Origin of the sequence: Streptomyces coacervatus, from assembly GCF_029223485.1 — a bacterium.
GTDB classification, from domain to species: Bacteria; Actinomycetota; Actinomycetes; order Streptomycetales; family Streptomycetaceae; genus Streptomyces; species Streptomyces coacervatus.
The window spans coordinates 704,020-724,666 of record NZ_JARHTP010000002.1; the positions used below are offsets into that span (position 1 = coordinate 704,020).

Annotated in this window: 18 protein-coding genes; 2 read left to right on the forward strand and 16 right to left on the reverse strand. The window is 71.2% G+C overall.

The features are described 5' to 3' along the window. Positions 1-3: 3 nt before the first annotated feature. Complete coding sequence (locus P2Q00_RS06810; RefSeq protein ID WP_275770497.1) at positions 4-948, reverse strand: heavy metal-binding domain-containing protein; 945 nt, start codon at positions 946-948, stop codon at positions 4-6. A gap of 264 nt (positions 949-1,212) precedes the next feature. Between P2Q00_RS06810 and P2Q00_RS06815 the strand changes: the two genes are divergently transcribed. Continuing rightward, complete coding sequence (locus tag P2Q00_RS06815) at positions 1,213-1,398, forward strand: hypothetical protein (RefSeq protein WP_275770499.1); 186 nt, start codon at positions 1,213-1,215, stop codon at positions 1,396-1,398. Beyond that, positions 1,395-2,081, forward strand: coding sequence for a phosphatase PAP2 family protein (locus tag P2Q00_RS06820; protein ID WP_275770501.1), 687 nt, complete (start codon positions 1,395-1,397; stop codon positions 2,079-2,081). Before P2Q00_RS06815 ends, P2Q00_RS06820 begins: the two co-directional genes overlap by 4 nt. A gap of 7 nt (positions 2,082-2,088) precedes the next feature. Here P2Q00_RS06820 and P2Q00_RS06825 read toward each other — a convergent pair whose 3' ends face one another. From P2Q00_RS06825 to P2Q00_RS06895, 15 genes are read right to left on the reverse strand one after another with little or no spacing between them, the layout of a single operon-like run. Further along, positions 2,089-3,414, reverse strand: coding sequence for a glutamate-1-semialdehyde 2,1-aminomutase (locus tag P2Q00_RS06825; RefSeq protein WP_275770502.1), 1,326 nt, complete (start codon positions 3,412-3,414; stop codon positions 2,089-2,091). Between the two features lie 7 nt (positions 3,415-3,421). Further along, positions 3,422-3,973, reverse strand: coding sequence for a dTDP-4-dehydrorhamnose 3,5-epimerase (rfbC, locus tag P2Q00_RS06830; protein ID WP_275770504.1), 552 nt, complete (start codon positions 3,971-3,973; stop codon positions 3,422-3,424). After that, on the reverse strand, positions 3,970-5,202 hold the full coding sequence (locus tag P2Q00_RS06835) for a polysaccharide pyruvyl transferase family protein (protein WP_275770506.1): 1,233 nt from the start codon (positions 5,200-5,202) through the stop codon (positions 3,970-3,972). Before P2Q00_RS06835 ends, rfbC begins: the two co-directional genes overlap by 4 nt. Further along, positions 5,199-6,146 carry a glycosyltransferase family 2 protein gene (locus tag P2Q00_RS06840; protein ID WP_275770508.1) on the reverse strand — a complete coding sequence of 316 codons (948 nt, stop codon included), beginning with the start codon at positions 6,144-6,146 and terminating at the stop codon, positions 5,199-5,201. The genes P2Q00_RS06835 and P2Q00_RS06840 overlap by 4 nt, the downstream gene beginning before the upstream one ends. Further along, a complete protein-coding gene (locus P2Q00_RS06845) occupies positions 6,143-7,441 on the reverse strand; it encodes an MATE family efflux transporter (RefSeq protein WP_439145894.1) in 1,299 nt (432 codons plus the stop codon). Before P2Q00_RS06845 ends, P2Q00_RS06840 begins: the two co-directional genes overlap by 4 nt. Further along, positions 7,438-8,712 (reverse strand): DUF4910 domain-containing protein, encoded by a 1,275-nt coding sequence (locus P2Q00_RS06850; RefSeq protein ID WP_439145895.1) that lies wholly within the window; start codon positions 8,710-8,712, stop codon positions 7,438-7,440. The genes P2Q00_RS06845 and P2Q00_RS06850 overlap by 4 nt, the downstream gene beginning before the upstream one ends. Continuing rightward, on the reverse strand, positions 8,709-9,734 hold the full coding sequence (locus P2Q00_RS06855; RefSeq protein WP_275770514.1) for an NAD-dependent epimerase/dehydratase family protein: 1,026 nt from the start codon (positions 9,732-9,734) through the stop codon (positions 8,709-8,711). Before P2Q00_RS06855 ends, P2Q00_RS06850 begins: the two co-directional genes overlap by 4 nt. 3 nt (positions 9,735-9,737) lie before the next feature. Next, positions 9,738-10,385: a PIG-L deacetylase family protein gene (locus P2Q00_RS06860; RefSeq protein ID WP_275770516.1), complete on the reverse strand. Its 648-nt coding sequence runs from the start codon at positions 10,383-10,385 to the stop codon at positions 9,738-9,740. Beyond that, positions 10,382-11,182, reverse strand: coding sequence for a sugar phosphate nucleotidyltransferase (locus P2Q00_RS06865; protein ID WP_275770518.1), 801 nt, complete (start codon positions 11,180-11,182; stop codon positions 10,382-10,384). Before P2Q00_RS06865 ends, P2Q00_RS06860 begins: the two co-directional genes overlap by 4 nt. Then, on the reverse strand, positions 11,179-12,414 hold the full coding sequence (locus tag P2Q00_RS06870) for a class I SAM-dependent methyltransferase (RefSeq protein WP_275770520.1): 1,236 nt from the start codon (positions 12,412-12,414) through the stop codon (positions 11,179-11,181). The genes P2Q00_RS06865 and P2Q00_RS06870 overlap by 4 nt, the downstream gene beginning before the upstream one ends. After that, positions 12,411-13,652, reverse strand: coding sequence for a glycosyltransferase (locus tag P2Q00_RS06875; protein WP_275770522.1), 1,242 nt, complete (start codon positions 13,650-13,652; stop codon positions 12,411-12,413). Before P2Q00_RS06875 ends, P2Q00_RS06870 begins: the two co-directional genes overlap by 4 nt. 2 nt (positions 13,653-13,654) lie before the next feature. Further along, the gene (locus P2Q00_RS06880; protein ID WP_275770524.1) at positions 13,655-14,959 is read right to left on the reverse strand and encodes an O-antigen ligase domain-containing protein; all 1,305 of its coding nucleotides are present in this window, start codon (positions 14,957-14,959) and stop codon (positions 13,655-13,657) included. Between the two features lies 1 nt (position 14,960). Further along, on the reverse strand, positions 14,961-16,499 hold the full coding sequence (locus P2Q00_RS06885; RefSeq protein ID WP_275770526.1) for a right-handed parallel beta-helix repeat-containing protein: 1,539 nt from the start codon (positions 16,497-16,499) through the stop codon (positions 14,961-14,963). An 8-nt stretch (positions 16,500-16,507) separates the two neighbouring features. Beyond that, positions 16,508-18,466 carry a heparinase II/III family protein gene (locus P2Q00_RS06890; protein ID WP_275770528.1) on the reverse strand — a complete coding sequence of 653 codons (1,959 nt, stop codon included), beginning with the start codon at positions 18,464-18,466 and terminating at the stop codon, positions 16,508-16,510. After that, positions 18,463-20,643, reverse strand: a complete 2,181-nt coding sequence (locus P2Q00_RS06895) for a bi-domain-containing oxidoreductase (protein WP_275770530.1) — start codon at positions 20,641-20,643, stop codon at positions 18,463-18,465. Before P2Q00_RS06895 ends, P2Q00_RS06890 begins: the two co-directional genes overlap by 4 nt. Positions 20,644-20,647: the final 4 nt, after the last annotated feature.

Here is a 20,647-nt window from a genome sequence, read left to right on the forward strand (position 1 = left end):
CCCTCATCGCAAATCGGTGGCAGTACGGTGCATGGTCCGCCGACGTCGTTGCGGGTCGAGCGGCATCACGGTGAGTGTGCGGGGCGGCTGCCGGCGTGCCGTGAAGTGGGCGACGGTGGTGCCCACCAGCGTCGCCTCGGCCACATGGTCCTCCTGCTCGTTGTTGCCGCTGCGGATGCAGGACTCGCCCCAGATGCGCAGGCCGCCGGCCGAGAGGATCACGCCGTCGCCGCCCCGCCGCCCGGTCTGCGCCCTCAGGTGCGCACGGGCGTCGGAGCGCACCGCCTGCACGAGCTCGCTCCAACCGCTGACCTCGGTGTTGTTCCACGAGCGCGACTGTGCGCGGGTGCCGTAATCGTCATGGCGTACGCCGATGGACATCCCGTACAGCAGCTCCACCGGGACCCATCCCGCGGTCACCAGCTTCGCGAACCCCTGGCCGTCGAGGTGACAGGTGAACGGCTGCGGCGCCCGTACCGTCCCGGCCGCGCGCACCGCTGTTCCGATCACCTTGAACTCCAGGCAGTTGGGCTGCGCCGCGAAGGGCGCCACCGTCAACTGTGCGGCGACGACGCCGTCGCCGCCGAGGGCCGAGCACTCCGCGGTCATCCGGTCGAGGGCCGAGCGACGCGCCTGGTCGAGCACCTGGACGAGCGCGGCGGACGGGGCGCCGGCTCCGGAGAGCGCGACGCCGGCGTAGGCGCTGCCGAAGGCATAGCGGGCGAAACCGTCGTAAAGACAGTCGTGATAGCCCCAGTACCGGCCGCTGCGGCCCACGTGGTAAACGGCCGAGCCCATGACCTGGCCCACCGGCTCGAACCCCACGGCGCGCAGTGCCGCGAATTCACCGGTGGACAGCGCCGAGGACCACGTCCCGCTGCTCCGCACCTCGGCGATGCGTGCGGCTGCCACCGGGGGCAGCCCGGAACCGGTCCATTCCCCGCTCATGAATCCCCGCTCATGGACACCAACTCCCCCTTCGCGCCCTGACCGAGGGCACAGCCCGTTCGAGTCTATGCGTACGGTCGGCGGCGTAGGAGTCGTGGTTGCTGAGGTCGTACCTGCTGGTCCCACTCAGCCCGGCGAGGTGGCCGGCGATGAAGTCCTCGACGAGGACGGCGGTTTGCCGCGAGCCGTGCAGGGCAGGAACGGGTGTCCGCAGGTCGGTTATGGTTGCCGGAGGGTGGGTCGGACACGACGGAGGGGCTCGCGTTGGATCGTCTGGCAGGAGCGGACCTGGAAGTCGGCCCGGCCCAGTTCGTGTTTGACGAGTTCATCATCTTGCTCGATCCAGCCGCGCAACCCGTACAGGACGACACGATCCGGCAACGCCCGACGCTGCGCACGGCAGACAAGAAGGTCACCACCGCAGGTCGACCGGACGCGGTGGGCGTGTGACCCGCCGGCCGGCGCCCGCGGTGCTGCCCCCGTCGCTGCGCCCGTGGCTCGGGCTGATCGCGGCCCTCGCCGCGCTGGTGGTCGTCGTGATCGGGGTTCTGTACGCAGGCCACAGCGAGCCCGGCAGGGTGGACAGGTGGTTCGTCTCGCCGACGGCGGACAGTGTGCGGCCTCCGTGGCGGCGCGTCGCTCTGTTCTTGGACTTCTTGGGGAATCCCGCCGGTTCGGTGATGTTGGTCGTGGCCCTCGTGGGCGGCTGCCTGCTGCTCCGGCGTCCTCGCGCGGCGGTGCTCGTCGTTGCCGGCGTCGTGGTGACCGTGGGGACGGCGACGCTGCTCAAACACCTGGTGGGGCGGACCATCCACGGCCCCGGCAACCTGTCCTACCCGAGCGGGCACACCGCCTTCCTCACCGCGCTCGCCCTCATGGTGGCGATGCTCGCGACCGGCCGGTTGGGCCTCGGCAGGACGGCCGGCACGTCACTCGTGCTCGGCGCGGGGCTGGTGGCCGGCGCCGCCATGGGCTGGGCGCAGGTCGCCCTGGGCGCGCACTATCCGACCGACGTCCTCGGCGGCTGGTGCACCGCGCTGGCGGTGATTCCGGCGACCGCATGGCTGGTCGACCGGACAGCCGACCGGCTGGTCGATGGGATGGCCGATGCCGGTCGGCTGGAGCGTCGCTGACGTCACGTCACGCCAAGCGGCGGAACACGGGCTTCACCGGTCGCCCGCCCACCCAGGGGGTGGGGTCGGCGGCGTCCAGTGCCTTCCGGTACACCGCGCATGCCTGGGCCACCACGTCGACGGTCTGGTCGATGTCGGCGTCGTCGAGCGCGCTGCTCACCACGAACGACGGTGCCAGCACCCCGCCCGCGAGGAGTCGGCGCAGGAACAGGGTGCGGTACTCCTGCGACGGCTGCCCGTTCTCGTCCAGGGTGGCGAAGACCAGGTTGCTGGCCCGGCCCTTGACGACGATGTGGTCGCCGACGCCCATGCTCGCCGCGGCGTCGCGGACACCGGCGGCCAGCCTCTCGCCGAGGGCGTGCAGCCGCGCCGTGATGCCCTCCTCGACGTAGGTGGCCTGCACGGCCATCGCGGCTGCCAGGGAGTGCGTCTCCGCACCGTGGGTGGTGGACAGCAGGAACACCCGGTCGCCGGAGTGACGCAGCCCGCCCCGCTCCATCAGCGCGCGGCGCCCGGCCAGCGCGGAGACGGCGAACCCGTTGCCCAGCGCCTTGCCGAACGTGGAGAGGTCGGGGACGACGCCGTACAGGCCCTGGGCGCCCGCCTCGGACCAGCGCAATCCGGTGATCATCTCGTCGAAGATCAGTACACAGCCGTGCCGGTCGGCCAGTTCGCGCAGGCCGGCAAGGTATCCGGGCGGCGGCTCGGTGTAGGTGGCGGGTTCGAGGATCAGACAGGCGACCTCGTCCTGGTACCGGGTGAGCAGCTCCTCCGTGGCGGCCAGGTCCCCGTAAGGGAACGCCACGGTGAGCTCGTTGGTCGCCTCCGGGATACCGGCGGACATCGGCGTGGTGCCGATGAACCAGTCGTCGACGGAGAAGAACGGATGGTCGCCGCAGATCGCCACCCGCGGGCGACCGGTGACGGCGCGGGCGAGTCGCACCGCGGCGGTGGTGACGTCGGAGCCGTTCTTCGCGAACTTCACCATCTCGGCGGTCGGCACCGTGGCCAGGAAGCGTTCCGCGGCCTCGACCTCCATGATGGACGGCCGTACGAAGTTGCTGCCGCGGTCGATCTCCCGCCGCACCGCCTCGTTCACGCGTGGGTGGGCGTGGCCGAGGCTGACCGACCGCAGGCCGGAGCCGTACTCGATGTAGCGGTTGCCGTCGATGTCCCACACATGGGCACCGCGGCCGTGGCTGATGACCGGGGCCAGGTTCTCGGGGTACTGGTCGTCGCCCTTGGCGTAGGTGTGCGCGCCCCCGGGGATCATGGCGTGCAGCCGCTCGTTCGCCGTCCGCGACCGGGGCAGGAGGAACTCTTCGGTGTCCACGCTGACTTCAGCTCTCCTTCTGCTTCAGGACCTCGGCGAGGCTCGGCGCCTCCCGGTCCCGCTGGGACATCGATGTGACCGGCAGCGGCCAGGGAATGGCGAGCTCCGGGTCGTCGAAGCGAATCGTCACGTCCTCGGCCGGATCGTGCGGGCGGTCGATCCGGTACGAGGTGTCGGCGGTCTCGGTCAGCGCCTGGAAGCCGTGCGCGCACCCCGCCGGGATGTACAGGGTCACCTGCGTCTCGCCGGACAGCTCGAAGGTGGCCACGTTGCGGTACGTCGGCGAGTCCGGCCGCAGGTCCACGACGACGTCGAAGATGCTCCCGTATGAGCACCGCACCAGCTTGGCCTCGCCGGCGCCGGAGCGCAGGTGCAGGCCGCGCAGCACGCCGCGGACCGAGCGGGAGACGCTGTCCTGGATGAAGGCGTTCGGGTCGAGGCCCACCGAGCGGACCACGTCGGCGTCGAAGGTGCGGCAGAAGAAGCCGCGTTCGTCGGCGTACGGCGTCGGCTCGAACAGGTGGGCGCCGGCGATCTCCGGGACTTCGGTCGCTTTCATGGAGCCTTCCGCGAGGTGGGGGCGTGGTCCGCCGGAGGGAACAGGGCCGTGGTCAAGGAGTTGAACTGGTGGTCGAGTCGCCGGGCGGCGGCCCGGTTCCGCTCGATGAGCGTCTGCCGCAGCTCGGGCGATTGCTTCTCCAGCGCCCGGAACTGCTCCAGCAGCCGGTCGGCGTCGACCTCGCGCGCCGGGTGGCAGTACGCACCGAGGCCCATCTCCGTCATGAGCGCGTCGCTCTTGGCCGCGTAGCAGAGAGCGAGCACCGGAGTGCCGGTCTTCAGCGCGCAGATCAGGTTGTGGTAACGGACCGCCACCACCGTATCGGCGGCCGCCATCTCCTTCATCAGGTCGGCCAGCGAGGCCGGTTCGGCAGCGGTGACCAGCGGTGAGTCCACCGCGTCGAGGATCGCGGCGACCACCGACACGTCGCACTGGTCGCCGGTGAGCAGCCGGACCGGTCTGCCCTCCTCGACCAGCGTGCGGACGAACCGGATCGTCCCGTCGAGGTAGCGCCGGTATATCTCCTCGGCCCGGGCGCGGTCGTCGTTGCCGCCGTGGAAGTCCATGACGCCGACGCAGACCGTGCCGGGCGAGTCCGAGGGGGCGCTCGCCTGCGGCGTGGGCAAGGAGAAGGCGAGGTCCGGGTAGACCTCGTCGCGCGCGGTGTCCACGCCCATCGCCCGCATCGCGTCACGGGACTGGGCGTCCCGGTAGGACCGGTACGCGGCCAGCCGCGCCGACCAGCGCACCAGGGCCCGGGTCGGGCGGTTGCGGATCTCGGCGGCACCGACGCTGACCAGCGCGACCCGGGTGCCCAGCAGCCGGCCGCTCACGCAGAGCAGGAACAGCGAGTACGGGAAGCCCCACGGCCGCAGCGGCAGCGTGGCCTCCAGGACGCCCATGCCCGGCACGATCACCACGTCGTGCCGGCGCACCCAGGCTGCGGTGCGGAAGACGTCGACGAGTTTGCCCAGACCCTTGGACACGATCGCGCCCGCACGTGACGCGGTCCGGTACTCCGCGCGGTTCCAGTGCAGCCGCGTGGCGGGGATCCCGAACCGGGTCGTCACGGCCTCGGGACCACCGCACAACGCGTCCACGACCGCATCCGGGTGCTCGGCGCGGAGGTATCCGAGGACGGCCTCGAGCGACCCGTCGTTGCCGAGGTTGCCGGAGCCGAGCAGGCCGAACACCCCGACGCGCACCGGAGTTTCGTCCGCGGACGTCATGCCCGCCTCCCTTCACGCCCCGCGACGAGGGCGTCGACGGAGACGGTCAGCTTGGCCGGGTCGACCGGGGCGCGGTCCTCGACCCGCTCGCCGGCGCCCGGCCGGACCCGGCTGGTCATCCACGCGGCCAGGTGGCGGTAGCACGCGCGCCGGTCGGCCGGGGACAACGGCGCCCGCCGGATCGCCGAGGCGAAGCCCCAGATGTACTCGGCGAGCAGCCGGGGCGTCGGGTGCAGCAGGCCCGCCCGGCGCGGGTCCAGGTTGACGCACCGGGAGCGCTTGGACGGGTTTGCCCGCTCGGCGCGGTTGGGGTGGTCGCGGCGGAAGTACAGCAGCTCCGGCACCTGGTGGAAGCGCCCGTGCAGGGCGATCTCGGCGACAAACGTGCGGTCCGCGTGGTGGTAGCTGTCCATCGGCTTCACCCGGCGCAGCGCGTCGGCCCGGATCACCCCGTAGAAGTCGTCACCGCCGGGCTCGAACAGCATGCTGCGGAATCGCTCGGGCGCGTGCGGCGAGTCGGTGGCGAGCGTGTACTCGTAGGGCACCTTCACCTGGCCGTCGCCGTCGATGACCGCCTGGTCGGCGTGGGCGAGGATCACGTCGGGCCGCTCGTCCAGCGCCTGAATGCAGCGCTGCAGCAGGTCGCGGGCGTAGAGGTCGTCGTGCGAGGCCCACTTGAACAGCTCGCCGCGGCACTCGGTGAACACGTAGTTGTGGTTCGGCGTGGCGCCGACGTTCCGGGGCAGCCGGAGGTACCGGATGCGCGAGTCCTGCGCGGCGTACTTGCGGCAGATGTCCTCGGTCCCGTCGGTCGAGGCGTTGTCGGAGACGACCAGCTCGAAATCCTCGTAGGTCTGGCCGAGGAGGGCGTCGAGCGACTCGGCGAGGTACTCCTCGCCGTTGTACACGGGCAGGCCGATGCTCAGCCTGGGTTGGGCGGTCATGAGGTCCTCACTTCGGGGACGGTGGTGTGGTGGTGCTCGCGCAGGGCGGACCGCAGCTGCAGCCACCACACGGCCGAGCCACTGACGGTCGCGGTGGCGACGCCCCAGGCCGAGCCGACCGTGCCGGCCAACGCCGCGCCACCGAGCCCGCCGCTGACGTAGCAGGCGGAGGCGAACAGCTGGCAGCGCAGGCTGCGCCGGGCCGCGCCGAGCGCGCGCAGCCCGGCGGCCGCGCCGGTGCCGAGGCCGGCGCCCGCAACGCCGAGGGTGATCGCAGCGATGAGCTGCGAGGCGGAGTGCCAGACGCTGCCGAGCACCAGCCGGCCGAGCCGGTCCGGCATCAGCAGCAGCGACCCGCCCCAGAGCAGCGCGGCGGCGGCCTGCCCGCCGCCCAGCAGGAGGCAGAACTTGCCGAGGCGATGCGGGGCCTGTCGCAGCACCCGTGCCGCCTCCGGGACGGTGACCAGCGACAGGCCCATCAGCACGGCGAGGAACGGCCCCATCAGGAGTTCGGCGCCGCGCACCGCGCCCACCGCGCCGAGCCCGACGATCGCGCCGAGCCCGTAGGCCCGCAACTGGCTGGCGCCGCTGAGGCTGACGTTCTCGACCAGGTAGCGGTAGCCGAGATCGCGCTGCTCGCGCAGCCACCCGCGCGCCTCGGTCATCCGCGGCCGGATGCCGGACTGGAGGTAGCCGTACCCGGCGGCCACGGTGGCGGATGCGCCCCAGGCGAGCACGAAGGCGGCCACGCTGCCGACACGGGCGGCCACCGCCATGGCGGGGATGAGCGCGACGCCCCACACGACGTCGTTGACGAACGCCTTGCGCCCGGTGCCGGCGGCGAAGAACGAGAACCGCCAGGCGTCCTGCAGCAGCAGCCCCGGCAGCATCACACCGAGGCAGGCGAACGCGGGCCCCACGCGGCCACCCAGAGCAAGGCCCGCCACCACGGACGCCGCGCCGAGGGCACCACCGACGCCGAGCGCGGTACCCGACGACCGAGCCACCGCCCCGCGCCAGGACGCGTCCGGCACACCGCTGAAGCGCACCACGAGCGGATCGGTGGCAAGGCCGCGCGAGACGTTGAGCACCACGCCGTAGGTCACCCAGGCGAGGCTGAACACGCCGAACGCGGTCACCCCCAGCGAGCGGGCCACGTAGATGCCCACCGCGAAGTTGCTGATACTGGAGGCCGCCTGGTCGGCCAGTCCCCAGGACAGCCGGCCGACGAGGGCCCGCTTGGCGGACCCGGCCGGTGTCGTCGTCTTCTCCCCCTGGGTGGTCATCGGCGTCATGCCTTGATCAGTCCGGCGCCGTGCAGGGCGTCGGCCGCGACGGCGACGGTGTCGAACGGCAGCTCGGACCGCTCGGCGACGTCCAGCAGACTGTGCTCGCCGTCGGAGAGGTTGAGCACCCAGAGCATGGCCATCTGCGCCTGCTTGGTGTCGCTTCGGCCGCCCAGCGCGTCGTACAACCCGCGCCGTCCCAGCTGTGGTTCGCCGTAAGGGCTGAGGTTGAGGTACCTGCGGTTGCGGTCGAGCACGGCGAACGCCTCGCGGCAGACGGCAAGGGTGTCCGCCATCGCCTCCGGGGAGACGAAGTCCGGGTTGTCCGCCGAGGTGTGGTACTCGGGGTACCCGGCGTACGGGGTCCGGCTGAGCGAGCCCACGCCGAGATTGAACCCGGGCGAGCAGTACTGCCGCTCGTCGTAGCCGTACGGAGTGAACTCGTCGACGTGGTGCGGGCGTTCGGATGCAGTCAGCACATGCCGCATCACCCGGTCGATCTCCGCGTCGCCGCGTCTGCTCTGCTTGTACGTCAACTGGCCCCGGTCCCCGGCGCAGGCCAGCACGAGGCCGTGCTTGACCCGTTCCACCCGCTCCGCGTTGCGGGCCAGCCAGGTGATCGCCCCGATGGTGCCGGGCGCGTAGATGAACCGGTAGGTGTAGTACGGCGTCTGCTCGGCCAGTGCCCGGGCCAGGAACGTCGCCACCGCGATGCCGGCCAGGTTGTCGTTGGCCAGCGACGGGTGGCAGACGTGGCAGGAGACGATCACCTCGTCCGGGACCTGCCCGGGGACCACATGCTCGGCGTAGGTGAGGTGGCCATCGGCGAGGGTGGAGTCGATGTGTACCTCGTAGTCGCCGTCCGGCAGCGCGTCCAGGGTCTCCTGGGCCAGGCAGAACCCCCATTCCGGCTTGTAGTAACTCGTGCGGTACGGCACCCAGGACGGGTGGTCCGGCAGCGTGTGCAGGTGCTCGCGCAGCTCGGCCAGCGGCATGGTCGCCGACACCGGCACGCTGTAGCCGAGCACGTGCAGGCTGGAAGCGGCGAAGTCGACGACCCGGTGGCCGGTGGTGTCGGCGATGTAGGCGTCGCGGATGTTCCACTCCTGCGGCACCGTCCAGTCGAGGACCTGCGTCCCGGTCGGCACCTCGTGCACCTGCAGCGGGACGTACTCGCCGACGATGTCCAGGGTGGCGCGCACACCGTCGCCGGTGATGCTCCGGCACAGCGGGTAGAGCCGCTCCACCAGGGCGTGCATCTCTTCGCCGACTGCGGTCATCGGCGCCACCGCAGGGTGTCGTCGACGGTGCCGGCGTCGGACGCCGCGCGCAGCACGGCGAGGCGGGTGAAGCGCTGCTCGAAGTTCTCCCGGGTCAGGTCGAACTTCCGGTAGGCGTCGGCGAGTTCGAGCGCGCCCTGCTTCACCGACCACTCGCAGTCGAAGCCGGGGATCGCGGCACGGAACCGGGAGAAGTCCACCCGGTACGACCGCGGATCGGCACCGTTCTCCCCGGTGATCCTCACCTTCGCGCCGGACACCGCCTCGGCGACCTGCTCCGCGATCTCGGCGACCGTGACGTTGTTGGTCTCGCTGCCGATGTTGAACGCCCGGTCGTGGACCGCTTCTTGCGGTGCGACGAGCGCGGCCGCGAAGGCGCGTGCGATGTCGGCGGCGTGCACCAGCGGGCGCCAGGGGGTGCCGTCGGAGAGCACCAGCACCTCGCCGGACAGGAGGGCGTGGCCCACCAGGTTGTTCAGCACGATGTCGGCGCGCAGCCGGGGCGAGTAGCCGAAGGCGGTGGCGTTGCGCATGAACACCGGGGTGAAGTCGTCGTCGGCCAGCGCGTGCAGGTCGTCCTCCACGCGCACCTTGGACTCGGCGTACGGGGTCACCGGGCGCAGCGGGGCGTCCTCGGTCACCAGCTCGTCACCGCCGGCGGCGCCGTAGACCGAGCAGGTGGACGCGTACAGGAAGCGCCGCACTCCGGCGTCGCGGGCCAGTCGGGCCAGTCGTACGGACGCGTGGTGGTTGATGTCGTAGGTGAGCTCCGGCGCCAGCGATCCCAGGGGGTCGTTGGAGAGCGCGGCCAGGTGGATCACGGCGTCCACCCCGGCCACGTGCTCGGCCGTGACGTCGCGCAGGTCCACCCGGTGCCCGGACGGGTCCGCGGGCGGCTCGCCCAGCACGCAGTCGGCGAACAGGCCGGCGTCGAGGCCGACGACCTCGTGCCCGGCGGCCGTGAGGACCGGGGCCATCACCGTGCCCAGGTAGCCCTGGTGTCCGGTCAGTAGTACGCGCATAGTTCAGTTCCCCAGGTTGAGCGTGAGTTTGGTGACGGCGAACGCCTCGGCGTAGCGGGCGTGGCATTCGATGCCGCGGATCCGGGCGAGGCCGAGGAAGGCCTCCCGGTCGTACCAGGGCCGGTGCCGCTGCGAGGGGTAGTGCTCCTGCAGCAGTTGCACCTTCTGTTCGGCGGTCTCCGGCGTCAGCGGCTGGTACGCCGCCGGACGGCCGAGATCGCCGTCCCACTTGACGATCTCGTAGCCGAGGACCATGTGGTCGCGGAACGCGGTGGGTATCAGTTGCGCCAGGCCGCGGTGGTCCTGGTGCGCGTCATCGGTGCGCGGGGCGAGGATCAGGTCCGGCTCGGTCTGCCCGCGCAGCTCCTCGACCGCGGCCTTGGCCTCGTCCCAGTGCACGGGCATCCGGCCGTCCGGCAGCTTGAGCACGGTCAGCCGCAGGTCGGCGCCCGGGCAGAAGGCGGCGAGCGCGGCCTTCTCCTCCTGCTCACGGTCGGTGCCGCCGCCGGAGAGCACCAGCGCGTCGACGCGGATGCCCGGTCGCGCGAGGCACAGCGTCAGCAGGGTGCCGCCGGCGCCGATGGCGATGTCGTCGCAGTGCGCGCCCACGGCGACGATCCGGTCCAGGGGTCCGGCCCCGAGCCCGATCACGCTCTCGCTCCGGCACTCGCGCCGTCGCGCTCCCACACGGCCCACGGCCGGTCGCCCCGGGCGTAGGCCTCGTCGAGCGCGGCCCGCTCCTTCACGGTGTCGGTCGGCTTCCAGAAGCCGCGGTGCTGATGGGCCACCAGCCGTCCCTGCTTGGCCAGTTGGGCACATCCGTCGGCGACCAGGTCCCCGTTCTCGGGTATGTGGTCGAAGACCTCCTGGCGGAGCACGAAGTAGCCGCCGTTCTCCCACAGCGGCAGTTCGCTCACCGCGGTGATGCCCCCCACCAGGCCGTCCTCGCCCAGCTCCACGCAGTGGAACGAGGACTGCGGCGGCACCACCATCATCGACGCACCGGCGTCGCGCCGGGCGAACCGGTCGATCATCTCCGGCAGCGGCGCGTCGGTGAGCACGTCGGCGTAGTTGGCGAGGAACATCTCGTCGCCGTCGAGGTGGTGCCGCACCCGGCGCAGCCGCTCCCCGATCGGCGACTCGATGCCGGTCTGCGCGAACGTGATCGTCCAGTCGGCGATGTCGGTGGACAGCAGCTCGGTCTTCCCGCCCCGGAGCACGAAGTCGTTGGACGTCGTCTCCTCGTAGTTGAGGAAGAAGTTCTTGATGTGGTGCGCCCCGTAGCCGAGGCACAGGATGAACTCCGTGTGCCCGAAGTGCGCGTAGTAGCGCATGACATGCCAGATCAGCGGGCGCGGGCCGACCATCGCCATCGGCTTGGGTACGTCGTCTGCGGCGCCGCTGCGCATCCGCATCCCGTAACCGCCGCAGAACAGTACGACCTTCATCGCTTGACCTCGACAATGCTCAGTTCCGGGATGGGAAAGACAAGGCGGCCGCCCCAGTCGTGCACGAAGGACAGCTGCTCGACCAGCTCGGCCCGCAGGTTCCACGGGAGGACGAGGACGTAGTCCGGCTTGTCGGCGGCTATCTGCTCGGGCGGCAGGATCGGGATGCGGGTGCCCGGGGTGAACCTGCCGTGCTTGTAGGGGTTGCGGTCGACCGTGTACGCGAGCAGGTCGGACCGGATGCCGCAGTGGTTGAGCAGGGTGTTGCCCTTGCCCGGGGCGCCGTAGCCGACAACCGTCTCGCCGCGCTCGGCCGCCTCGATGAGGAACCGCAGCAGGTCCCGGCGCACCTTGGCCACCCGGGCGGAGAACTCGGTGTACCCGGACAGCTCCTGCAGCCCGGCGGCCTTCTCCCGGGCCAGCACATCGGTCACCCGCTGCGTCGGCTCGCCGGCCACCTCGTTCGGCCGGGCCCACAGCCTGATGGAGCCGCCGTGCGTGGGCAGCAACTCGCCGTCCACGAGCGTGAGTCCGCCGCTCGCCAGGGCTCGGATCGCGGACGCGACCGTGTAGTACTGGAAGTGCTCGTGGTAGATCGTGTCGTACTGGTTCTCCTCGATCAGGGTCAGCAGGTGCTGCACCTCGATGGAGACCCAGCCGTCGTCGGCGACCAGGGCGCGCAGTCCCTGGGTGAACCCGACGACGTCGGGGATGTGCGCGTACACGTTGTTGGCCACGACCAGGTCGGCCGGCCCGTGCTCTTCGCGGACGGCGGCCCCGGTCTCCGGGCTCAGGAACTCCGTGAGCGTGGGCACGCCCGCGTCACGCGCCGCGGCGCCGACGTTCACCGAGGGCTCGATGCCGAGGCAGCGGATCCCCCGGTCCACCACGTGCCTCAGCAGGTACCCGTCGTTGCTCGCGACCTCGACCACGAAGGCGTCCGGGCCGAGAGCAAGACGCTCCTCGGCGCCGGCGACGAACGTGCGCGCGTGCTCCACCCAGGAGGTCGAGTACGAGGAGAAGTACGCGTACTCCTTGAACGTCTCCTCCGGCGTGATCAGCGGAGGGATCTGCGCCAGCCAGCAGTCGGTGCAGACCCGCAGATGCAGCGGGTACGCGGGCTCCGGCTGGTCCAGTTGGTCCGCGGCGAGAAAGCTCTCACATGGTGGCGTCGCCCCCAGGTCGACGACGCTCGCCAGCGTCGCCGAGCCGCAAAGTCGGCATCGTGTCATCTGCTGTCCCCATCCCCCCTGCTCGCGCGGGTGTCCCCGCCGCGAGCCAGTGCTGACCGACCCGCGATCGCGGTGCGGTACTCATCAACCAAGCGGTCAAGACCGACCGCCGGGCTGAAACCCTGTTCGTAACGGAGCCGGGCCGCCCGGCCCATCTCCTGGTTGCGGTCCGGATCTGCCGTGATCCGGCGTATGCAGGACGCGAGCGAGGCTGTCTCGCCCGGCCGGTGCAGCAACCCGGTCACCCCGTCCTCGACGAGTTCGACGAAGGCGCCGTGACCGGCGGCGACGGTCGGCACCCCGGCCGCCATCGCCTCCACGACCACCAGGCCGAACGCCTCCAGCCACGTCGAGGGAGCCACCACGGCGACCGATCGCGCGATGGCCTTCTGGCACTCCGCCGTGTCGTACAGGCCGACGTAGCGCACGTCGTCCCGTCCCGCTGCCCAGGCGGTCACCTCGCCCTCCAGCGGCCCCGCGCCGGCGATCACGAGCGGCACGCCCACACCGCCGCTCGCCGCGATCTCGTCCCACGCCGCCATGAGCAGCCGTACGCCCTTGGCTTCCGCGAGCCGGCCGAGATAGAGCACATGCTCGCCGTCACCCGCTCGGCAACTGCCCGGCTCCGGCACGAAGTTGTGCTTCACCGCCAGCCGCTCGGCCGGCATGCCGGACCGCACCAGGACGTCGCGCTGCGCCGCGGAGATGCAGAAGAACCGCTCCACGCCGGACCACCACCGCCGCCGGTTGACCGACAGGCTGACGGCGAGCGGCACCGTCGCCAGGCGGGAGCCCCGGTAGCAGCCGTGCCGGACGGCGGGCAGCGGTGCAGAGCCGACGCACTCGGTGCATGGCCGGCCGTCCCGCTGCAGTGTGCCGGGCGGGCAGACCTGGGTGTAGTTGTGCAGCGTGGCGACGGCGGGCACACCGGCGTCGGCGCAGGCGGCGAGCACCGCGGGCGACAGGAGCGGGAAGACGTTGTGGACGTGGACCACGTCCGGCCGCTCGGCGCGCAGCCGGGCGGCGAGCTCCTTGCGGACCGCCGGGTTCCACGGCACAAGGAGCGGCACCGCGACCTTTCCGGGCAGGGACCGGTCGGCGATGGTGTCGCTGCGCCGCTCGAACACCTCGACCCGGTGGCCGGCCGAGCGCAGCAGCTCCACCTCCTGGTCGACGACCTTGTTCTCCCCGCTCGGCTGCGCCGAGTTGTAGCGGTTGTGCACCACGAGGACGTGCATGCTCAGATCACCTCCGATCTACGGGCCCAGCGCGGGATGTGTCGTCGAGGGACGTCGGGCGTCGAGAGGGGAGCGGCCTCCGCGGGGGCCGCCAACAGCGAGGCGGCCAGGGCCAGATGCAGCAGATACGGCGAGGCGTCGCCAAGACCGGCCTCGGTGTACGACGCGATCGCGCAGTAGCTGATCAGGAAGATCGCGCAGGCCCTCTGCAGCGACGGTGGCCGCAGCAACGCGACGCCGCCCAGCACGACGATGATCAACGCGACGAGGGTGACGCCGATCAGACCCTGCTCGTTGTAGACGGCCAGCCAGCTGTTGTCGATCGGCAGCCCGCCGTACGACTTGTCGCCCAGGCCCACGCCGAACAGCTGCTCCGTGGTCGACCGGGGCGCCGCCAGCAGGGCGTCCCAGACCTTGGCCCGGCCGGTGAGACTGGAGAAGTTCTCCTTGCTCTGTCCGCGCAGGAACCACGACTGCAGCGCGGAGGCGAACCCCACCGCGGCCACCACGACGCACAGCACCGTCCAGGTGAAGAAACGGCGGGCGGCGGCGCTGGTCAGGATGAGTGAGCAGATCGCCAACGCCAGCCCCAGGAGCAGGCCGAGCGTGGCCGTCCGGGTATGGGTCAGCGCGAGCAGCACGAGCGAAGGCACGATGACCACCGCGGCGCTCGTCCCGTCGGTCCGGCGCCCCAGTAGGAGCAGTACGGTGAGCCCGATGATCACCGCGGCGTACTGCCCGATCTGCGGCGGGGTGAGCGGCCACAACGCGCCTACGAGGCGTCCGCCGTAGAGGTCGGGCAGGGCCGCGCCCGGTGAGACGGCCAGGCCGACGGCCACCGATCCGAGCACCGCGAAGTACATCCGGATGTGGTGCCGGACGAACGTCACGCTGCCGTCCCACCAGCGGCTGAGCAGCCACAGCGTGCCGACGAAGAGAGTCAGCCGGAAGCAGCGGAACAGCGCGCCGAACCCGGACTCCAGGTTCGCGCTGGAGATCACGCTCGCCACCAGCAGCAGGGTGAGCAGGAACACGTAGGCGCTGGCTCGGATGCGCAGTCGGAGATTGACCGCCAGCGCCAGCGCGAACGCGGAGACCAGCGCACCCATGGTGACCATCTGGATGAGGGAGCGGGGCAGCGGGACGATGGTCTTCGCCCCGGCGGAGCCGAGTGTGTTGAGGATCAGCAGCCCCCAGACGATCCCGACGATCCTCGGTGTGCCGGCGGGGCGCGGGGCGGCGCCGGGCTGCGTTGCCGCGGTGTCCGGTCCGCCCGGCAGCCCGCCGCGCGTCAGGTCCACGCCCATCTCAACCACCGGCCCGTAGGTCGAGGGTGCTGCCCGTGTCCTGCCGGTACGGCGTGGTCTGCCACTGTCCGAAGTCGAGCACCCGGCTCGTGTCCTCGGCCACGAATTTCCACGGTCCGACGTAGACGTTGTTGTGCCAACGGTTGTGCTGCTTGATGGTGATCGCGTCGGCTACCTGTTCGCCCTTGTACGGCGACCAGTCCGGATAGGTTCCGTAGTTGGCGAGGAGCGCCATGCGGTCGCACTTCTCCGTGCACTTGAGGACGGACTTGTCGAGCACGAAGCGGTTGTCGTGGATGTCCACCCGCTGGGTCTTCCACCGGCAGTCGGAGTAGAGCGGTGCCTTGGTGATCGCCGGCTTCGCGCAGCGCTTGGTGTTCTTCACCAGCAAAGTGCAGTCACCGGACGAGGTGTTGGCCGGGCTGTTGCAGAACCGGTCGGCGTTTTCCCACAGGGTGATCCCTGACCAGTTGTTCTGCAGCTCGTTCCCGTAGATCTCGATCTTGTTCGTGCGGGCTCGGATCCGTGGTTCGCCGCCGGACTCGGACAGATAGACGGTCGCGAACGGGAAGCTGTCGCCGCTCTTGGCCGCCTTGCGGCCCTCGACCCAGTTGTTCCGCCGGATCGTGTTGTTCCGGATGATCGCGTTGTAGCTGATCTCGTAGATCAGCGCGGCACCGTCGTTGGCCTCGATCACGTTGTTCTCGATGAGGAAGTCATTGTTGTTGGTGTCCGCCCACAACCCGGTTCCGCGGTTGTCGTGCACCCAGTTGCCTCGTACATCGGCGCCGTTGACGGCCCAGAACTTGATGCCTCCGGTGCAGCCGCAGCCCTTCCGCTTCCGCTCCCAGTCGCCGGTGTTGTTGCCCACGATCTCGTTGCCCTCGACCACCAGGCCGCTGATACGGCCGGTGGCCTTGTAGGCGTTCATGCCGTACTGGCCGTTGTCGCGCAGGCAGTTGGCGCGGACCTGCTGGCGGGCGCCGGCCATCAGCCCGGCGCCGGAGTTGTCCTGGATCGTCGTGTGCTCGATCACCCATCCGTCGGCCGAGTCATGGTTGACCACGCCCTCGTCCGGCGGCGCGACGAAACCCTGCACGGTCAGATAGCCGATGGTGACGTCGCCGGCGGTACCGGCGAACGCGTACTGGTTCTTCTTCCGGCCGTCGAGCACCGCGCCGGGCGCACCGATGTAGCGGTCCCCCTTCTTGGGGATGACCTGGGCGTAGCGGTCCGGGTCGAGCCTGTGCCTGCCTGGCCGAAGCCAGAACGTGGTGTTCGGGGGGCTGCTCTTGGTCTTCGCCGCCAGGTCACCGACCTTCGCGGGGTCGACCGTCACCGCGCCCGCCGGTGCCTTCGCCGGCCCGGCCGCGGGCTTGGCGCACACCCGGGCCACGGATCGGTCCGTGGACGTGGCGGACGTGGTGGACGTGGCCTTCGGCTCCGCCCCGGCGCCCGACGCGCTCTCACAGCCGGTCGCCAGCAGGGCCAGCGCCAGCGGTGCCGCCGCCAACGCCCAGTGTCGCATCTTGCTCTGCACGCGCCCCCCTAGCCGCGGAACCCAAGCACGGTGGTGAAGCCCTCCGTGCCGTCGGTGAAGCCGGTGCCGACCAGCGTGGTGGCGGGTTCCTTGCGCCCGAAGCCGGCGGAGTACCAGCCCAGCGGCGGGTCGGTCTCGCCGCGATGCGCCCGCCAGGACAGCTGCCCGGGCAGGTCGAGCACCGCGGAGCGCCCCTCGCCGTCCCGGGTCCAGGTGAGCTCGGCCCGGTTCCCCGTGAGGTCCGCGGCGATCGCCGGGCCGAGGTGGAACGCCAGCTGCACGGCCCGGCGCGGGCCGCGCACCTCGTCGAGCACCCGCAACTCCTGGCTTTCGGCCGTCAGTTCCACCCGGCGGCGGTGCACGGAGCCCTGGTAGCCGTCGTGCTCGGCACTCCAGCGGGCCACCTCCTCGCCGGATGTGTCGGCGGCCAGGACGCGGGTGTCGGCATGCCGGGTCCACAGGAACGGGCCGCCGGAGACGGACTGGTCACTGCCGTCCAGTTGCAGGGTGTTGTGGCCGAGGGTCGACCGGAAGTACTGCCGCCACTCGGGCTGCCCGTGGTAGCAGTACGTCCCCGGGTCGGCGAGCACGTCGACCCCGTCGTGCCGGACCTCCACGGACAGCGCGTCCGCGTGGGCGTGCGCGGCGATGGACAGGAAGCCGTGCGGACCACCGTCGCAGCGGACCCAGATCTCCTCCGGGCCGCGCAGGATGGTCATGCCTGCGTCGGCGAAGTGGGCCGGTCGGCTGGCCGGGCGGGTCACAGCCGGTGCGGTTCCATTCTTCGAGTACGGCTTGATGAGCGCGGCCAGCAGCGGGGTGCGCACATCGGTGCCGGTCACGGCCGGCCACCAGTCGAGCCGGCCGAACACGGCGTCGCCGGTGGCCAGCAGCGAGCCCCAGCGGTCGGTGCCCGCGCCGTCCAGGATCAGACCGTGCCCGTCGTCCGCGTCGCCCTGGCGCGGCGGCCGCAGCCGGTTGTCCATGACGGCCGCGAGCGCGTCGGTCATCCGCAGCAGCACCAGGCGGACGGTCGCGGGGACCGGCACGCCCGCGGCGTCCGCCTCGGCCACCGCGGCCAGACCGAGCTCCAGCACCAGACCGTGGTACTCGGAGGCCAGCTCACGGTTGAGCCCGGAGCCGAAGGTGTTGCTGCGCAGATGCCGCTCCAGCGACCGCAGCGCGTCGGCTCGCCAACGCGCCGAGGAGGGGAACCAGTCGAACGCGCACGCCGCGGCGAACTGCCCGGCGGTCTCGGCGATGATGTGGTTGTTCGCCGAGGACCCCCGGCTGGGGAAGGCGGCCAGCCAGCGCTGGTGGTGCCAGATCTGGTTCAGCGCCACCGGGTTGTCCTCGAACAGGTCGGCCGCGCCCGGCCAGCCGTCGAGCAGCCGGCGGATCCACACCCAGGACAGCAGCCGGATGCCCAGCTCGATACCGCTGATCCAGTGCACACCCCGCAGCGGTGGGTTGGCCGCCCACCACGACCGCAGGTGCTCGGCCACGCGCTCGGCGTAGCGCTCGTCCCCGGTGATCGCGTAGGCGGCGGCGAGCACGGTGAGGTACTGGTGCCGGGACGGCTCCCAGATCTGCTTGATGTCGCCGACCGCGTCCTCGTTGCGGTACGGCACGTCGAAGGCGTAGCCCCAGGGTGCCCGGCGCCCGGTCTTCGGGTCGCACCACCAGTCCGGGTCGTCCATGTCGTCGCGGACCACCCCGAAGAACTCGGCGTGTCCGTACATCAGCCGGTCCGCCTCGGCGATGAGGCGTTTCGCGGCGTCCGGAGGTACTGCGGCGATCGTGCCGGCGGGCAGGACCGCGGTGAACCGGGCGTCGGTGACGTTCGGGCAGTCCGGCCGTGCCGACCGCCATCGCCGCCTGCGCACCGTGTCACCCACCCGGCCCGCGACCTCCTGCGGTCCCATCCGGGACAGCCGCCGCAGGTACCAGCCCGCGCTCATGGTCATCGCGCCCGCTCCAGCGTCACCGGCGCGCCGCCGGCCAGGCCGGTCTGCACGGCGAGGGTGGCCGCCGTGGTGGCGACCAGCGACTCCAGCGGCACCGGCATCGGCCCACCGGTCCGCACGGCCTTGATGAACGCGGCCAGCTCGGCGTTCTGGCCCTTGTCCCGGGCCTTGGGCAGCCGCGAACTGACCCACTTCTTACGGCCGTACACCGAGGCCCGGACGAAGTCGTCGAGCCGCAGCACCTTGCCGTCCGCGACCAGGTCCAGCGTCTCCTTGGGGAAGCCGGGCGCGCCGGTCGTGACGTAGCTGATGGTGGCCGTGGACCCGTCCTCGTAACGCAGCACGACCTGCAGGTCCTCGTTGCCGGACGGAGCGACCGCGTACACCGAGACCGGGTCGGCCTCCAGCAGCCAGCTCGCCGTGTCGATGAAGTGTCCGCCCTCGCCGGCGAACCGCGAGCCCTCGGTGCCCTGTTGGAGATACCAGCTGCCGTGCTGCAGCCGGCCCGCATTGACCAGGTAGCGCAGGCTCGCCGGACCGGTCCGGGCGCCGAACCGCTTCCTGGCCTCCTGCAGCAGCGGTGCGAACCGGCGGTTGAAGCCCACCTGGAGCCGGTCGTTGCCGGACTCCTCCACCGCCGCGAGTACGCCGGCCAGCTCCTCCTCGGTGAGGGCCAGGGGCTTCTCCACGAACACGGTCTTGCCGGCCAGCAGGGCCTTGCGGGTCAGTTCGGCGTGCGTGCTGTGCCGGGTGACCACGAACACCGCGTCGATGGACTTGTCGCCGAGCACGGCGTCGAGATCGGTGGTCGCCTCGGCGAAGCCGAACTTCCGCTGCGCGTTGGCCGCGGACAGCGCCGTCGTGGTGACGACTGTCGACAGCTCGACACCCTCGCGCTGTGCCAGGTGCGGCAGCAGCATCGACGTCGCGTAGTTTCCCGCGCCGACGAACGCGAGGCGCACCGGTGTCTTGGCGGCCCGGGCCGGACTCGGCTTCACATTCACCGTGGGCACGGCCACTGCCGGAGCCGCCGCTTCCGCCGCTTCCCCCGCGTGTTCGGGGTACCGGAACAGCACCGCCACGGCCTTCAAGTCGCCGTCTTTCAGGCTCTGGTACGTCTCCACGGCGTCGTCGAAGTCTGCGACGTGGGAGATCAGGGGCTCCACGTCGACGCCGCCGCGGGCTACGAGGTCGAGGAAGCACGCCAGATTGCGGCGCTCGGTCCAGCGCACGTAGCCGATCGGGTAGTCGCGGCCCTCGAGCTCGTACTCCGGGTCGTAGCGCCCGGGGCCGTACGACCGGGAGAACCGGACGTCGAGTTCCTTCTCGTAGTACGCGTTCCACGGCAGGTCCAGGCGGCACTTGCCGATGTCGACGACCCGGCCGCGATCCCGGCACAGCCGCGCGGCCAGCTCGACGGGCTGGTTGCTGCCGCCGCCGGCGGCCAGATACACCTGGTCCACGCCGTGACCGTCGGTGAGTTCGGCGACGGCGGCTTCCACGGCCGCGGACGCGGGGTCGCCGCAGGCCGCGGCGCCCAGCCGCTCGGCGAGTTCGCAGCGCACCGGGTCGGGGTCGGCCCCGACGACGCGGACTCCCGAGGCGACGAGGAGCTGCACCACCAGCTGCCCGATCAGGCCGAGGCCGATCACCAGCGCCACCTCGCCGAGCTGCGGCTCGCCCTGGCGGACGCCCTGCATCGCGATCGATCCGACGGTGCCGAAGGCCGCGTGCCTGGGCGCGAGGCCGTCCGGCACCGGGGCGTAGAGGTTCTTCGGCACCCAGTTGAGCTCGGCGTGCAGCGCGTGCTCGTTGCCGGCGCAGGCCACGAGGTCGCCGACCTTCACGTCGTCGATCCCGGCGCCGACCTGCTCGACCACCCCGCACAGCGAGTAGCCAAGGGGTGTGTAGGAGTCCAGCTTGCCCATCACCTTGCGGTAGGTGGCGGGCAGCCCGTTGGTGGCCACACTCTGCATGACCTTGGCCACCTGGTCCGGCCGGGAACGGGCCTTGCCCAGCATCGACATGCCGGCCTCGGACACCTTCATGAGCTCGGTCCCGGTGGAGATCAGCGAGAAGGCGCTGCGGACCAGCACACCGCCCGGCTTGCACCCCGGCACCGGCACGTCGAGCACCGCCAGCTCGCCGCTCTTGTAGTTCTGAACAACCTGTTTCACCGAA

Bases quoted from the DNA above. Each gene is read 5' to 3' on its own strand.
- P2Q00_RS06810 (WP_275770497.1), bottom strand. From the start codon at position 948: ATGAGCGGGGAATGGACCGGTTCCGGGCTGCCCCCGGTGGCAGCCGCA.
- rfbC (WP_275770504.1), bottom strand. From the start codon at position 3,973: ATGAAAGCGACCGAAGTCCCGGAGATCGCCGGCGCCCACCTGTTCGAG.
- P2Q00_RS06835 (WP_275770506.1), bottom strand. From the start codon at position 5,202: ATGACGTCCGCGGACGAAACTCCGGTGCGCGTCGGGGTGTTCGGCCTG.
- P2Q00_RS06840 (WP_275770508.1), bottom strand. From the start codon at position 6,146: ATGACCGCCCAACCCAGGCTGAGCATCGGCCTGCCCGTGTACAACGGC.
- P2Q00_RS06845 (WP_439145894.1), bottom strand. From the start codon at position 7,441: ATGACGCCGATGACCACCCAGGGGGAGAAGACGACGACACCGGCCGGG.
- P2Q00_RS06850 (WP_439145895.1), bottom strand. From the start codon at position 8,712: ATGACCGCAGTCGGCGAAGAGATGCACGCCCTGGTGGAGCGGCTCTAC.
- P2Q00_RS06855 (WP_275770514.1), bottom strand. From the start codon at position 9,734: ATGCGCGTACTACTGACCGGACACCAGGGCTACCTGGGCACGGTGATG.
- P2Q00_RS06865 (WP_275770518.1), bottom strand. From the start codon at position 11,182: ATGAAGGTCGTACTGTTCTGCGGCGGTTACGGGATGCGGATGCGCAGC.
- P2Q00_RS06870 (WP_275770520.1), bottom strand. From the start codon at position 12,414: ATGACACGATGCCGACTTTGCGGCTCGGCGACGCTGGCGAGCGTCGTC.
- P2Q00_RS06875 (WP_275770522.1), bottom strand. From the start codon at position 13,652: ATGCACGTCCTCGTGGTGCACAACCGCTACAACTCGGCGCAGCCGAGC.
- P2Q00_RS06880 (WP_275770524.1), bottom strand. From the start codon at position 14,959: ATGGGCGTGGACCTGACGCGCGGCGGGCTGCCGGGCGGACCGGACACC.
- P2Q00_RS06890 (WP_275770528.1), bottom strand. From the start codon at position 18,466: ATGACCATGAGCGCGGGCTGGTACCTGCGGCGGCTGTCCCGGATGGGA.